Annotated in this window: 14 protein-coding genes; 9 read left to right on the forward strand and 5 right to left on the reverse strand. The window is 67.3% G+C overall.

Features of this window, described 5'->3' with window-relative positions; translation table 11 throughout:
• Positions 1 to 155: 155 nt before the first annotated feature.
• Positions 156 to 683, reverse strand: a complete 528-nt coding sequence (locus AC5P9P_RS16770; RefSeq protein ID WP_495227354.1) for a DUF1203 domain-containing protein — start codon at positions 681 to 683, stop codon at positions 156 to 158.
• Between the two features lie 216 nt (positions 684 to 899).
• Between AC5P9P_RS16770 and AC5P9P_RS16775 the strand changes: the two genes are divergently transcribed.
• From AC5P9P_RS16775 to AC5P9P_RS16790, 4 genes are all read left to right on the forward strand, one after another.
• On the forward strand, positions 900 to 1,283 hold the full coding sequence (locus tag AC5P9P_RS16775) for a diguanylate cyclase (protein ID WP_080240769.1): 384 nt from the start codon (positions 900 to 902) through the stop codon (positions 1,281 to 1,283).
• A 68-nt stretch (positions 1,284 to 1,351) separates the two neighbouring features.
• A complete protein-coding gene (locus AC5P9P_RS16780) occupies positions 1,352 to 2,878 on the forward strand; it encodes an alpha/beta hydrolase (protein WP_049433065.1) in 1,527 nt (508 codons plus the stop codon).
• Positions 2,875 to 3,621: an ABC transporter ATP-binding protein gene (locus AC5P9P_RS16785; RefSeq protein ID WP_005411560.1), complete on the forward strand. Its 747-nt coding sequence runs from the start codon at positions 2,875 to 2,877 to the stop codon at positions 3,619 to 3,621. Before AC5P9P_RS16780 ends, AC5P9P_RS16785 begins: the two co-directional genes overlap by 4 nt.
• Positions 3,618 to 4,802 (forward strand): ABC transporter permease, encoded by a 1,185-nt coding sequence (locus AC5P9P_RS16790; RefSeq protein WP_033833787.1) that lies wholly within the window; start codon positions 3,618 to 3,620, stop codon positions 4,800 to 4,802. Before AC5P9P_RS16785 ends, AC5P9P_RS16790 begins: the two co-directional genes overlap by 4 nt.
• Positions 4,803 to 4,835: 33 nt before the next feature.
• Here AC5P9P_RS16790 and AC5P9P_RS16795 read toward each other — a convergent pair whose 3' ends face one another.
• Positions 4,836 to 5,534: a transposase gene (locus AC5P9P_RS16795; RefSeq protein ID WP_049433064.1), complete on the reverse strand. Its 699-nt coding sequence runs from the start codon at positions 5,532 to 5,534 to the stop codon at positions 4,836 to 4,838.
• Between the two features lie 100 nt (positions 5,535 to 5,634).
• Positions 5,635 to 6,432 (reverse strand): helix-turn-helix domain-containing protein, encoded by a 798-nt coding sequence (locus tag AC5P9P_RS16800; protein WP_049433063.1) that lies wholly within the window; start codon positions 6,430 to 6,432, stop codon positions 5,635 to 5,637.
• 77 nt (positions 6,433 to 6,509) lie between these two features.
• Between AC5P9P_RS16800 and AC5P9P_RS16805 the strand changes: the two genes are divergently transcribed.
• Positions 6,510 to 6,764, forward strand: a complete 255-nt coding sequence (locus AC5P9P_RS16805) for a hypothetical protein (protein ID WP_033833784.1) — start codon at positions 6,510 to 6,512, stop codon at positions 6,762 to 6,764.
• An 82-nt stretch (positions 6,765 to 6,846) separates the two neighbouring features.
• Here the strand turns inward: AC5P9P_RS16805 and AC5P9P_RS16810 are convergent, their stop codons facing one another.
• Both AC5P9P_RS16810 and AC5P9P_RS16815 read right to left on the reverse strand, forming a co-directional pair.
• On the reverse strand, positions 6,847 to 7,851 hold the full coding sequence (locus AC5P9P_RS16810; protein WP_005414830.1) for an energy transducer TonB: 1,005 nt from the start codon (positions 7,849 to 7,851) through the stop codon (positions 6,847 to 6,849).
• A 202-nt stretch (positions 7,852 to 8,053) separates the two neighbouring features.
• Positions 8,054 to 8,674, reverse strand: coding sequence for a TIGR00645 family protein (locus AC5P9P_RS16815; RefSeq protein ID WP_012481561.1), 621 nt, complete (start codon positions 8,672 to 8,674; stop codon positions 8,054 to 8,056).
• 112 nt (positions 8,675 to 8,786) lie between these two features.
• Here AC5P9P_RS16815 and AC5P9P_RS16820 point away from each other — a divergent pair, with 112 nt between their 5' ends.
• The 4 genes from AC5P9P_RS16820 to AC5P9P_RS16835 all read left to right on the forward strand — a co-directional run bounded on the left by AC5P9P_RS16820 (position 8,787) and on the right by AC5P9P_RS16835 (position 14,443).
• A complete protein-coding gene (locus AC5P9P_RS16820) occupies positions 8,787 to 9,476 on the forward strand; it encodes a glutathione binding-like protein (protein ID WP_005411553.1) in 690 nt (229 codons plus the stop codon).
• Positions 9,477 to 9,638: 162 nt separating this feature from the next.
• Entirely contained in the window at positions 9,639 to 11,864 is a 2,226-nt protein-coding gene (locus tag AC5P9P_RS16825; RefSeq protein WP_024958200.1) for a S9 family peptidase, read from the forward strand.
• A 25-nt stretch (positions 11,865 to 11,889) separates the two neighbouring features.
• On the forward strand, positions 11,890 to 12,405 hold the full coding sequence (locus tag AC5P9P_RS16830; RefSeq protein ID WP_049403671.1) for a cytochrome c oxidase assembly factor Coa1 family protein: 516 nt from the start codon (positions 11,890 to 11,892) through the stop codon (positions 12,403 to 12,405).
• 238 nt (positions 12,406 to 12,643) lie between these two features.
• Positions 12,644 to 14,443: a DUF885 domain-containing protein gene (locus AC5P9P_RS16835; protein ID WP_012481559.1), complete on the forward strand. Its 1,800-nt coding sequence runs from the start codon at positions 12,644 to 12,646 to the stop codon at positions 14,441 to 14,443.
• The last annotated feature ends 79 nt before the right edge of the window (positions 14,444 to 14,522 follow it).

Here is a 14,522-nt window from a genome sequence, read left to right on the forward strand (position 1 = left end):
CCGCAGAGTTGCGCTGCGCGGCGGACTTTCGGCGGCACCATGGCGAGTATCGAGTTGCGGTGCCGGGTGCGGAACCATGGAAATGCTGATCCGTGACTGTGGGTGTGAAGCCCTTCCCGCGGGCTTCACGTGGGCCTGAACGGATGCGCTGGCGATCACGTGTCCGGCGTGGCAACGATCACGTCGTGGAGATCCGGCCATGTCGGCGTCATGCCGACGCGATCTGCCTGGCACGAGAAGCAGCCGTGGGCCGCGTTGTGCAGCTGCACGAAGGCCACGGCAGTGTCGGCAAACAGCGCGTCCAGCCGAGCGCCGACATCCGTGCCTGCGCTGATCTCGGCGGCCAGCATCAATGCAGCCTGGTCATAGGCGCGCAACGAGATCATCCGGCGCTGCACGTACGGGGGTACTTCGCCCGGCGGCAGCACGCAGCGGGTCACGCCACGCTGCACGAAGATCGGGCCCGAAGCGTGATAGGGCGAGTGCAGGGGCAGGTGCACGTGGGACAACAGCAGCAGCTCGCTGCCACCGGGCGGATCGCTCAGGCTGATCCGGCAGGGGTGTCCTCCTGATTGGCCGGCCCAGCGACGCTGGATGCCCAGCGCAGCCAGTGCGGTGTCGCTCTTTTCGAACAGGTGCAGGAACGGGCGGTGGTCGATGCCACCGAGGTACCACGCATGCATGGGCGTCTCCTTGGCTTCCCACGGATTCTGCGCAGGCACCGGCCGCCGTGCTCGCCGTTTTCAGACCCCGCATCTCCATCGGGCCAGGCAGCGCCACGGGGAACGCAGCACAAGGCGCCAAGATGCGCGCGCCGCCCCGGCCGATGAGCGCCGCATGTTCCTGGATTTCCCCACCCTCACCGCGCTTGGCTTCCTGCTCTGCATCGCTGGGGCCACCTGGCCGGAGACGAGGTACTGCGCCACTTCGCTGCATTGATGCAGCACGGTTTGCAGGGCCATGACACGCTGCTGGGCCGCTACGGTGGCGAGGAGTTCGTGCTGGTGCTGGCCGGCAGCACGCAGGCGGAAGCGATGGCGCGGGCTGCGGCGATCCGTACCGCTCTGCAGCAGAAGCCGGCGCGGCTGGCCACCGGGCCGGTGACGTTCACTGCCAGCATCGGCCTGGCGATGGACGACGGCCAGGGCGAGCTGTCCACGCTGCTGGCAGCGGCAGACGCGGCGCTGTACCGGGCCAAGGCCGCCGGCCGCGATCGCCTGGCCTGCGCCACGCCGGCGGAGATTTCGCGTCTGCCCATCGCCGACGACGCCGTGCCCGTGTAAGTTGAGTCACATCTTCCGCGGCAGCCCGTCGTGGTTGCCAGGAACGTCCTCCAGGGGAAATGAGCACGATGCAAAGACACCACCTCGCGTTGGCCGCAGCGTTGGCCAGCCTGATGCTTGCCGGTTGCAGCCAGTCACCGTCACCCGGCGCCGAAGGCGCCAGCGATGCACCCAGCCGTCGTTTCGGCACGATCGACTTCCAGCCCTGCACGCTGTCCACGGTAGGTGCCAGTGCCAACGTGGAAGCGCAGTGCGCCACCCTGCAGGTGCCGGAGGACCGGGCCCAGCCCGCTGGCCGGCGCATCGGCCTGCGCATCGCCTGGCTGGAATCGGGCAGCAGCGGCTCCAGCCAGCCCGACCCGGTGTTCTTCCTGGCCGGTGGCCCCGGCCAGGCCGCCAGCGAAGTGGCCGTCATCGTCGATACCGCGCTGCGCCAGGTGCGCAAGCAGCGGGACATCTTCCTGGTCGACCAGCGCGGCACCGGCGGCTCCAACCCGCTCAGCTGCCTCGGCGCGGACGGAAAGGAACTGCCGATGGACGAGGACGCGGCGCCCTCCGAAGCCTTGCTGCGCGACTATGCCCAGCGATGCGCGGCTTCCCTGCGGGGACGTGCGGACGCACGTTTCTACACCACCACCGAAGCCATTGCCGACCTGGACGCGGTCCGCCAGGCCTTGGGCGTGGACCGGGTCAATCTGATCGGTGCGTCCTACGGCACCCGCGTGGCCCAGCGCTATGCGGGTACCTATCCACAGCACACCCGCAGCATCGTCATCGATGGCGTGGTGCCGAATGAGCTGGTGGTGGGCGGCGATTTCGCCAGGACGTTCGAAGACGCGATCGCCCTGCAGTCGGCGCAGTGCCGCAAGGACGCTGCCTGCAGCAGGCGCTTCCCGACCGATACCCGTGCGCAGCTGCGCAGCGTGGTCGAGACCCTGCGCCGTGCACCGGTTCCGGTCGAGTATCGCGATCCCGGCACCTACGACACCCGGAAGGATGTGCTGACACCGGACAGTGTGGTGGGCCTGGCGTTTGCGTTTTCCTACGTACCCCAGTACGCCTCATTGCTGCCGCTGGTTCTTGATGAAGCCGCGCACGGCCGCTACGCGCCGCTCGCCTCGTTGGCGCGCGGTGCGAACCGCAGCATGGATTTCCAGATCAACCGTGGCATGCACTGGTCGGTGATATGCAGCGAAGACGCGCCGCGCTACCAGGCGCCGGCCGAGGATCCCGGGCGCCTGTTCGGCAACGACGTGGCAAGTTCCTTCTTTGCCGCCTGCCCGGCATGGCCGCACCGGCCGGCACCGGCAGCCAATGCCGTGCCGCTGCGCAGTGACGTACCGGCGCTGCTGTTGTCTGGTGAACTGGATCCGGTGACCCCGCCGCGCTATGCCGAGCAGGTCCTCAAGGGCCTGCCCAATGGACGCGCGCTGGTCGCCCGTGGCCAAGGCCACGGCACGCTGACCGCCGGCTGCATGCCGCGCCTGCTCGGCCAGTTCATCGACACGACCGATGCGAAGGCGCTGGATGCCGGCTGCCTGGACACGCTGAGCTACGTGCCGGCGTTCACCTCGTTCAACGGATGGGAACCATGATCGTCGCCGACAACCTGCACAAGGCCTTCGACACCCGCACCGGCCGTATCCAGGCAGTGTCCAACGTCGGCTTCCGCGCCGAGGATGGCCGCATCACCGGCCTGCTGGGGCCCAATGGTGCTGGCAAGACCACCACCATGCGCATGCTGTACACGCTGATGACCCCCGACCAGGGCAGCATCAGCGTCGATGGTGTCGATGCTGCGCGCAATCCGGTGGAAGTGCGTCGCCATCTCGGCGTGCTGCCCGACGCGCGTGGCGTCTACAAGCGCCTGACCGCGCGTGAGAACATCGCCTACTTCGGCGAACTGCATGGCCTGTCGGCCGAGCGCATCCGCGAGCGCATCGAGGTGCTGTCGCACGCGCTGGACATGGGGGACATCCTCGACCGCCAGACCGATGGCTTCTCGCAGGGCCAGCGCACCAAGACCGCGATCGCCCGCGCACTGGTGCACGACCCGCGCAACGTCATTCTCGATGAACCGACCAACGGCCTGGACGTGATGACCACCCGCGCACTGCGCCGCTTCCTGCTGGGCCTGCGCGAAGAAGGCCGCTGCGTAATCCTGTCCAGCCACATCATGCAGGAGGTGGCCGCGCTGTGCGATCACATCGTGATCATCGCCAAGGGCACGGTGATGGCCGCCGGCAGCGCCGATGAACTGCGCGCGCAGTCCGGCGAATCCAACCTGGAGGATGCGTTCGTGAAACTGATCGGCAGCGAAGAGGGCCTGCACGCATGAGCATGATGTCGACCCTGATGACGGTGATGCGCAAGGAGCTGCGTGACCTGTCGCGCGACCGCCGTACGCTGGCGCTGACCCTGCTGTTCGGGCCGCTGCTGTACCCGCTGCTGATCCTGGGCATGGGCAAGCTGTCCGAAAGCCGCGTGCGCACGCAGATCGAGCAGCCGCTGCAGATTCCCACCATCGGCGCCGAACATGCGCCGAACCTGGTGCGCTTCCTGGCTGCCCAGGGCCTGAATACCGCTGCTGCGCCGAAGGACCTGGCCGAGGCCATCCGTTCGCAGGACATCGACGTGGCGCTGCGCATCAGCCCGGACTTCGGCAGGGACTGGGCCGATGGCAAGCCGGCGCTGGTGGAGGTGATCAGTGACAGCACACGACGTGCCGCCGAGGTGCCCACTGCGCGCCTGCAGGCGGCGTTGGCCACGTACAACGGGCAGGTAGGGGCGCTGCGGCTGATGGCGCGGGGCGTCGACGCCCAGGTCGCACGGCCGCTGGACGTGGCCAGCCAGGACATGGCCAGTGCCGAAGCCAAGCGTGGCCTGATGCTGTCGGCGTTGTTGCCGATCCTGCTGACCCTCACCTCGTTCCTCGGTGGTGCCTACCTGGTGATGGACACCACCGCCGGCGAGCGTGAGCGGCAGTCGCTGGAGCCGCTGCTGGCCACGCCGGGGTCGCGCAGTGCCATTGTCAGCGGCAAGATCGCCGCCGCCTGCATGGTCGGCTTTGCGTCGCTGCTGTTGACCCTGGCCGCGTTCAAGGTGAGCGCGCAGATCGCCCCCGGCAATATCGGCCGCCAGCTCAACATGAACATCATGGCGATGGTGCAGATGCTGCTGGTGATGCTGCCGATGCTGCTGATCGGCACCTCGCTGCTGACCTTCCTGGCCGCAGCGGCCAAGAGCATGAAGGAAGCGCAGAGCCACATGACCTGGTTGATGCTTCTGCCGATGCTGCCGGGCTATGCGCTGATCGCCTACCCGGTGAAGAGCCAGCTGTGGCAGTACGCCGTGCCGTTCCTGTCGCAGAACCAGATGCTGCTGAAGGTGATCCGCCACGAGACCATCACACCCGCGGTCTGGGCCATCTACCTCGGCGCCAGCCTCGGCCTGGCCGCCGTGCTGTGGTTCGCCGCCGTGCGCCGGTATCACAACGAGCGCCTGGCCATCTCCGGCTGACCGCAAAAGGGGACGGAGGGGATTAAGTCGTTTCTAACCCTCCACCCCCTTCTTCTGAGGGCGCCCACGCTTGCGCAGCATCACGGGGCGACCCAGGGTCTGTTCCACCATTCGCAGGTAAGCTGCATTTCCCAACGGATGCTGCCCGGCACTGTGCGCACGGATTGCCGGCAGGTCAGCGGACGCGTTCATGTCCTGCAGAAACTCCGCATAGAGCATTGCCCGCTGTCGCTTGGTCGGGGCGAGCGCCTGGAATGCGGGATGTTCTGTCAGCATCGGATCGTGGCGCCGCTGCAGGTTTCCATGCACGCTCGACCATGGGTGATCTTCCGGGGCGGCAGTCATGCCTGCACGAACCGGATTGAGTTCGATGTAGCGATAGACGCTGAGCAGATAGGCGTCGCTGCCCACCATCGAAGAATGGAAGCGGCCCTGCCAGAGCGGTCCGCTGCGCTCATGCCGCTGATTGAACGCCTGGACATAGTTGTTGCCCTGCATCCGCATCGCATTCGCCAAGCCAACACGCGTGGAAGGTGTGGCCAACAGATGAACGTGATTGCCCATCAATACGTAGGCATGCAGTGCGACCTGATGCTTCAGGAACGCGCTGTGCAACAGGTGCAGAAACAGCTGACGGTCGATATCGTCAACGAAGATCGCCCCCTTGTTCACACCGCGCTGGGTTACGTGGTACGGCTGTTCGGCCAACATCAGGCGCGCTTGTCGAGGCATGGCAGTTCGGGGCTTCAAGAATTCATCAGACTGCCGCCTCCGTGACCTTGAAGGGCATCAGGCGATGCCGCGAGATGGCGTGGGGGAGGGCAGAAGCGACTTAATCCCCTCCGTCCCCTTTTCCATACCGCGCAGGCGTCACCCCCATCTCGCGCTTGAACACGGCGATGAAGGCGCTGGGCGTGTCGTACCCCATCGACAGCGCGACGCTGATCACCGGCTCGCCGGACAGCAGGCGTGGCAGCGCCAGCAGCACCCGCAGGCGTTGCCGCCACTGGCTCAGCGTCATGCCGGTCTCGGCCAGCCAGTGGCGGGCCAGGCTGCGGCCGGACAGGCCACTGCTGGCGGCCCAGTCCTCGACGCTGCGGTTGTCGTGCGGCGCGCGAGCCAGCGCGGCGGCGATCCGGCCCAGGCGCCGGTCACGCGGTTGTGGCAGGGCCAGCGGCAGCGGCGTGCTGGCGGCAATCTCATCGGCGATCACGCCGGCCAGGCGTGCCTGCGCAGCATCCAGTGGCGCATGGGGCCATTGCAGCGCACGTGCTGTCGCCGCCTGCAGCAGCGCATTGGGCTGGAAGATGCGTGGTGTGGCGGGCAGACCCAGGCAGGCCTCCGCGTTGAAGTACAGGCTCCAGCCATTGAACCCGTCTGCGCCCAGCAGCGCGTGGGGCAGCAAGGGCGGTATCCAGGCGACGTGACCTGCGGGCAGCAGCCAGTGCAGGTCGTCGGCGGCGATCCGCAGCAGCCCCTGGTACGCACCCAGCAGCTGCCCACGCGCATGCCGGTGGCGGGCCGTGCGACGCTTGCCGAGCTGGCGCAGCCGGGCCGCCAGCACCGCCGGTCCATCGGTGGCATCGGCCAGCGCGGGGTCGAGCAATGCGGCGGTTGTCTGATCTGCCATATCGATTGGTAGTTATACGGCAGAAACGTCGCGTCCGTGCCCCGACACTGGAGCCCACCTCAACGGAGCGCTTCGCCATGCAGCCACAGGACATTCTTTCCGACCATCAGAACGACGTGCAGGTGAACGGCCTCACCGTGCGCAAGGGCAGTGTCGGCGCCTTCCTGGCCAGCGTCCGTGACTGGCAGGATCCCGCCAGCGATCCCGCCAGGCGTGCCACTGCCGAAGCCGATCTGCGTGCGCTGCTGCCGGGCCTGCACGCGCTGGGCCTGTTCCAGGTACTGACGGCGCGCGATCCGGCACTGCAACGACTGATCGATGGAGCGGCCTGAAACGGACAAGGCCCGGACATGCCGGGCCTTGGCGTCATTGCAGGGGCAGAAACGACTTAATCCCCTCCGTCCCCTTTTTCGTTCAGTTGTTGCCCGGCGCGAACACCAGCGTACGGCGGGTGGTCACCGGCGCGCTGACCGGCTCGAAGCGCCAACGCTTGACCGCGTTCAGGGCTTCACGGTCGAACACGCGTCCCGGCGTCGCGCGCAGCACGCGAGCGTTCACCACCGAGCCGTCAGTGCCGACGGTGATCTCCACCAGCACTTCGCCGGAGGTTCCCGAACGCAGCGCTTCGCCCGGATAGCGCGGCGCCGGTGTGCTGACCGGGCGCAGGGTGGGCGCTGCCGGTGCGGCGGCCTGGCGTGCGGCGCTGGCCTGCTGGGCGGCAGCCTGCTGCTGCTTCTGCTCGGCCTCGCGGCGGGCGGCGGCCTGGCGCTCGGCTTCCTGGCGCTCGTTGTCGCGGCGCGCGGCATCCTGCTGCGCGGCAATCTGCTTGGCGGCGTCGGCTTCCTTGGCGCGCTGCTCGCTCAGGCGCTGCTGCTCGGTCTGCTGCTTGCTGCGGTCCTCGGCGTCCTTCTTGGCCTTCTCGGCTTCCGCTTCGGTGCGCTTGGCTGCGTTCTGCACGCCCTTGGCCAGGCCGTCCTTCAGGCGCGGCAGGGCCGGCGCGGATGCATCCACCTTCTCGATCAGTGCCACCAGGCGCTGCGCTTCGGTGTAGTCCTCGCGGCCCAGGTGTTGCTCGGCGGCGATCAGGGTGTACGGCAGCAGGTCGGTCAGTGCGCTCTTCACCGAGGCGTCGTCCGGCGTCTTGTCACGCAGGGCGAGGTAGTACTCGATGGCGTTGTCGCCGGCCGGTGCATACATGCGGTTCTCGCGCAGCGCCTGGCTGGCCGACTCGCGCAGCTGCTCGGTGCCCATGGACTGCACCTTGGCAGCAACCGCCGGTGCGGCGGGTGCGGCAGCGGCAGGCGCCGTGGCGGCAGCAGGCGCTGCGGATTCTTCCTTGCCCGAGCAGGCGGCCAGTGCCAGTGCCAGGGCAACCGGCAGCCACCGGCGCGCGGCGGTGATCGTTGAGACGTGCGACATCCTGCTCCCCTCTAGAAGACGACGTGACGTAAATCATTGATACGCATGGCCGGGACCTGCGGTCCGGGCGCGGCAGGGTGACGTTTCCCGACGCCACCGCCGGCAACGGCGAGGGTGCAATCTAGCATCCCGGCCACCGCCGCGCACAAGGGACGGTGGCCGGAATGGGGCAGCGGCGGTCAAGCCGCTGGCGGCGGCGACCTCAGTGGTCGTGTGCCTTGTCGTGCGACCTGCTGTGGCTGTTGGACATCAGCTTGTCGGTCCAGGCGATGCCGATCGCCGACAGGATGAACACGCAGTGGATGATGGTCTGCCACAGCACGCCATCCTGGGTCAGCATCGAGCAGCGGGCGACACCGATGTTGGCAGCGGCCACGCTCATCTGCTCCGGCGTGCACAGCGGGATGCCGCCCAGCGCACCGCTGGCGATGAAGGTCTTCAGCAGGTGGATCGAGGAGATGCCGATGATCGCCATCGCCAGTTTCACCTTCAGCACGCTGGCATTGACGTGGCTCAGCCATTCCGGCTGGTCCGGGTGGCCTTCCAGGCGCAGGCGCGAGACGAAGGTCTCGTAGCCGCCGACGATCACCATCACCAGCAGGTTGGAGATCATCACCACGTCGATCAGGCCCAGCACGATCAGCATGATCTGCTGCTCGCCCATCGACACCGAGTGCGAGATCAGGTGCCACAGTTCCTTGCCGAACAGGAACACGTAGACGCACTGCGCCACGATCAGGCCCAGGTACAGCGGCAGCTGCAGCCAGCGCGAGGCGAAGATCAGCGTGGACAAGGGGGAGAGCGGCGGGCGGTTTGCACTCATGCGAGGGATGCTGCGTTGCGGGGGAGAGGCGAGGTTACCGGCCCGCCATGACGGTGCCAACCCAACTCACGCACTAGACTTCAGGTTCCTTTCCGCACCCCGAGCCGCCGCCATGATCGACCTGTATTACTGGCCCACCCCGAACGGCCACAAAGTGACCCTGCTGCTGGAAGAAACCGGCCTGGAATACCGCATCCACCCGGTCAACATCGGCTCGGGCGACCAGTTCAAGCCGGAATTCCTGGCGATCTCGCCGAACAACAAGATGCCGGCCATCGTCGACCAGGCCCCGGCCGATGGCGGTGCTCCCCAGAGCGTGTTCGAGTCCGGCGCGATCCTGCTGTACCTGGCCGAGAAGACCGGCCGCTTCCTGCCCAGCGACCCCCGCGGCCGCGTCACCACCCTGGAGTGGCTGTTCTGGCAGATGGCCGGCCTGGGCCCGATGAGCGGCCAGATGGGCCACTTCAACGTATACGCGCCTGAAAAGATCCCGTATGCCATCGAGCGCTATGACAACGAAGTGCGCCGCCTGCACGGGGTGATGGACAAGCGCCTGGCCCAGCACGCCTTCCTGGCCGGCGACGAGTACACCATCGCCGACATGGCCAGCTACCCGTGGATCGGCGCCTACGACAAGCTGCCGGTGGATTTCACCGCGTTCCCGAACCTCAAGCGCTGGCATGAAGCCATTGCCGCACGCCCGGCCACCCAGCGCGCCTATGCCCTGCGCCAGCAGGTGAACCCCAACGCCGGCAAGCCGCTCAGCGACGAGGAGCGCAAGCACCTGTTCGGCCAGCGCTGACCGCCTCGGGGTCGGATCCCTTTGCAGCGCGAAGGGCTCCGACCCCAGCACCGCGGCATGGGCAGAAGGTCATGCTGCCTTCCCGCACAGGCTTGGTTAGGATGGGGGACGACCGCTCCGCGTCCATCGCGGGGGCGGACCTGCCGTTTGCCGGGATCCTCCATGCGCCACCTGTTCGCTTCGCTCGCCCTCATGCTCGCCACCAGTACCGCCGCCCACGCTGAAAAGCTGACCCTGGAAGCCATCACCGGCCCGTTGCCGTTGTCCGGCCCGACCCTGATGAAGCCGAAGGTGGCGCCCGACGGTTCGCAGGTCAGCTTCCTGCGCGGCAAGGACAGCGACCGCAACCAGCTGGACCTGTGGACCTACGACATCGACAGTGGCCAGACCCGGTTGCTGGTTGATTCCAAGGTGGTGCTGCCCGGCACCGAGACCCTCAGCGACGAGGAGAAGGCCCGCCGCGAGCGCCAGCGCATCGCCGCGATGACCGGCATCGTCGATTACCAGTGGTCGCCGGACGCGCAGCGCCTGCTGTTCCCGCTGGGCGGCGAGCTGTACCTGTACGACCTCAAGCAGCAGGGCCAGGCGGCGGTGCGCCAGCTGACCCATGGTGAAGGCTTCGCCACCGACGCCAAGCTGTCGCCCAAGGGCGGCTTCGTCAGCTTCATCCGCGGCCGCAACCTGTGGGTGATCGACCTGGCCAGCGGCAGGCAGCTGCAGCTGACCCGCGACGGCAGCACCACCATCGGCAACGGCGTTGCCGAGTTCGTCGCCGACGAGGAAATGGATCGCCACACCGGTTACTGGTGGGCGCCGGACGATTCGGCGATTGCCTTTGCCCGCATCGACGAATCGCCGGTACCGGTGCAGAAGCGCTATGAGGTCTATGCCGACCGCACCGACGTGATCGAGCAGCGTTACCCGGCCGCCGGCGATGCCAACGTGCGCGTGCAGCTGGGCGTGATCGCACCGGCCGCCGATGCGCAGCCGCGCTGGGTCGACCTCGGCAAGGAACAGGACATCTACCTGGCCCGCGTGGACTGGCGCGATGCGCAGCACCTGAGCTTCCAGCGCCAGTCGCGTGACCAGAAGCAGCTGGACCTGGTGGAAGTGGCACTCGACTCCAACCGCCAGCGCGTGCTCGCCCACGAAACCAGCCCGACCTGGGTGCCGCTGCACAACAGCCTGCGTTTCCTCGACGATGGCAGCGTGCTGTGGTCGTCCGAACGCACCGGCTTCCAGCACCTTTACCGCATCGACAGCAAGGGCAAGGCCACTGCGCTGACCCACGGCAACTGGCCGGTGGACGAGCTGCTGGCGGTTGATGAAAAGGCTGGCAAGGCCTACTTCCGCGCCGGCATCGAGACCTCGCGCGAAAGCCAGATCTACGCGGTGTCGCTGCAGGGCGGTGAGCCGCAGCGCCTGTCGAAGGCGCCGGGCATGCACAGCGCCAGCTTCGCCCGCAACGCCAGCGTCTACGTGGACAGTTGGTCCAACAGCACCACGCCGCCGCAGATCGAACTGTTCCGCGCCAATGGCGAGAAGATCGCCACCCTGCTCGAGAACGACCTGGCCGATCCCAAGCATCCGTATGCGCGCTACCGCGATGCGCAGCGCCCGGTGGAGTTCGGCACGTTGATGGCTGCCGACGGCAAGACCCCGCTGAACTACAGCGTGATCAAGCCGGCCGGCTTCGATCCGTCCAAGCGCTACCCGGTGGCCGTGTACGTCTATGGTGGCCCGGCCAGCCAGACCGTCACCGACAGCTGGCCCGGCCGTGGCGACCACCTGTTCAACCAGTACCTGGCCCAGCAGGGCTACGTGGTGTTCTCGCTGGACAACCGTGGCACCCCGCGCCGTGGCCGCGACTTCGGTGGTGCGCTGTATGGCAAGCAGGGCACGGTGGAAGTGACCGACCAGCTGCGCGGCGTGGCCTGGCTGAAGCAGCAGCCATGGGTGGACCCGGCGCGCATCGGCGTGCAGGGCTGGTCCAACGGCGGCTACATGACCCTGATGCTGCTGGCCAAGGCTTCGAACCAGTACGCTTGTGGCGTGGCCGGTGCGCCGGTGACCGACTGGGGCCTGTACGACAGCCATTACACCGAACGCTACATGGACCTGCCGGCGCGCAATGAAGCGGGTTACCGCGAAGCGCGCGTGCTGACCCATATCGATGGCCTGCGCTCGCCGCTGCTGCTGATCCACGGCATGGCTGACGACAACGTGTTGTTCACCAATTCGACCAGCCTGATGAGCGCGTTGCAGAAGCGTGCACAGCCGTTCGAGCTGATGACCTACCCGGGTGCCAAGCATGGCCTGTCCGGCGCCGATGCCCTGCATCGCTACCGCGTGGCCGAAGCCTTCCTGGGACGTTGCCTCAAGCCCTGATCCAGCAACGGGAAGGAGCCCGCCGATGACCCTGCCACCGCCGATTCCCGCCCATGACCCGGCATCCGCCGGTTGGTGGTGCCGCCACTGGCGCTGGGCGATGCCGTTGATGGTGGTGCTGGTGCTGGGTGGTGCAGGGGGTGTGGTGACCTGGAGCGTGCTGCGCTGGAGCGAGGCGGCACGCGAGAGCCCGCCGATGCGCGAGGCGCTGCGGCGCGCGGGCTGCAGTATTGAACTGGTGGAAGCGTTCGGTGAGCCGTTGAACATCGAGTCGATGCCGCTGGGCAGCATGCAGACTGCGATCAACGGCCAGCGTGATGTCGGCCTGACCGTAGCCCTGGAAGGACCGCATGCGCACGGACGGTTGTTCGTGCAGGGTACCCGTCGCGATGACGTGTGGGACTACCCGGTGATGTACGTGTTGGGCGAGGACAAGCAGACCTTCGACCTGACGGCGCTGGATGACGACGAGGCCGCGCAGGAGTGCGAGCTGAAGGCCTGCCGTGATCGCGGCGAATGCCCGCTGACCGCCGCGCTGTGATCTCCGGGGGCAAGCGACTGCGGGACGTCGACTGGGTAGAGTCGACTGTCAGTCGACTGCTCTTCGATCAGACAGCGAAAAACCCCGCGCTGCGCGCGATAGTCGACTGACAGTCGACTCTACCCCCGCCAGGTTTCCGCGGAGCCCGGCTGCACAACCAGCCCGCCATGACTTCCCGCCGATTGTCGCCATCGCCGTGAGCGCGTAGGGTGCGGGCAACCCTTTGCTGGAGTGTCCCATGAAGCCGATTGCGCTCGCCGTTGCCCTGGCCCTGACTGCCGCACCGCTGCTGTCCGCACCACCGGCGCTGGCGGCACCCTCCGCCAAGGCCGCCACCCCGGCCAGCCCGGCCTGGGTCGCCCGCAGCAATGCGCTGGCGCAGATTCTGCTGGACGCCCAGGGCCCGTTCCAGCCGGAGGAAACCGGCTTCTTCGGCGTGCCCGGCTACGACGACAAGGTGGCCGATCTCGGCCCGGACAACGGCAAGCGCTACCGCGCTGCCATGGCCAAGGCACGTGACGAACTGAAGGCAAAGCTGGCCGTCGAGAAGGATCCCAATGTCCGCCAGGACCTGGAGATCATGATCCACGCCGCCAGCCAGAACATCGAAGGCAGCGAGCTCAACGAGAAGTACCTGCTGCCGTGGAGCGATGCGCCGCAGACCGTGTTCAGCGGCCTCAACCTGCTGCTGTCCGACCAGGTGCCAGCGGAGCGCCGGGCCAAGGCGGTCGACCGCCTCAAGGCCTATGCCGGCCTGCAGCCGGGCGGCACCGCCTTCACCACGCTGGCGCGCCAGCGCTACGAGGAACGGCTGAAGGACAGCAGCCTGTTGCAGCCGACGAAGATTGAAGTGCAGCAATCGCTGGACAACGTCGAGACCTACATCACCGGTATCGAGTCGCTGCTGAAGAAGTACCAGATTGCCGGCGCCGATGAAGCAATGAAGGCGCTGGCCGGGCAGATGAAGGACTACGCCGCCTGGACCCGCAAGGAGGTACTGCCGAAGTCACGTGCCGACGCACGCCTGCCGGCGCCGTTGTACGCCTACCAGCTCAAGCAGGTCGGCATCGACATCGACCCGAAGCTGCTGATGCAGCGCGCGCAGCTGGAGTTCATGGAAACCCGCTCGGCGATGCAGCAGCTGGCACCGCTGGTGGTGAAGGACAAGGGGCTGAAGGTGGCCGACCCGAGCGATCCGGTGGCGGTGATCCGCGCGCTGAAGGCCGACAAGATCGCCGACGACCATCTGGAAGGTCACTATCGCAAGGTGATCGATGCGATCGATCCGCTGATCCGCGAGCACGCCATCGTCGACGTGCCCAAGCGCGCCATGCAGATGCGCCTGGGCTCGGCCGCCGAGAGTGCGGCCAGCCCGGCTCCGCACTTCCTGCCGGCCCCGCTGGTCAACAACACCGGGCAGCAGGGCACCTTCGTGCTGCCGCTGGGCAACCCGGCAGCGGGCCCGGGCGCGCAGTACGACGACTTCAACTTCGGTGCGGCAGCATGGACGCTGAGCGCGCATGAAGGCCGCCCCGGCCACGAGCTGCAGTTCACCGCGATGGTCGAGCGTGGTGTGTCGCTGGCACGCACCATGTTCGCGTTCAATTCGGTGAACGTGGAAGGCTGGGCGCTGTACGCCGAAGCCGAGATGGTGCCGTACGAGCCGCTGGACGGGCAGATGATCGCCCTGCAGTTCCGCCTGCTGCGCGCCGCGCGCGCGATGCTCGACCCGATGCTCAACCTCGGCCTGACCGACCGTGCCAACGGCGAGCGCGTGCTGATGGAGCAGGTCGGCCTGTCCAAGGCGATGGCCACCCAGGAACTGGACCGCTACATGGTGCGGATGCCGGGCCAGGCAGGTAGCTACTTCTACGGCTACACCCGCATCCTGGAACTGCGCATGCAGACGGAACTGGCGCTGGGTGCGAAGTTCGACCGCCTGGCGTTCAACAACTTCCTGCTCGACCAGGGCCTGCTGCCGCCGGACCAGCTGGCCGACGCGGTGAACAAGGTGTTCGTGCCGAAGTACAAGCGCTGAGCATCACCGGGTAGTGCCGGCCGCTGGCCGGCAACCGGTGTGGGTAGATGCCGACCTTGGTCGGCGCTGTGGGTTCGTG

The organism is Stenotrophomonas sp. YJH_SMC_14-1 (assembly GCF_059372275.1).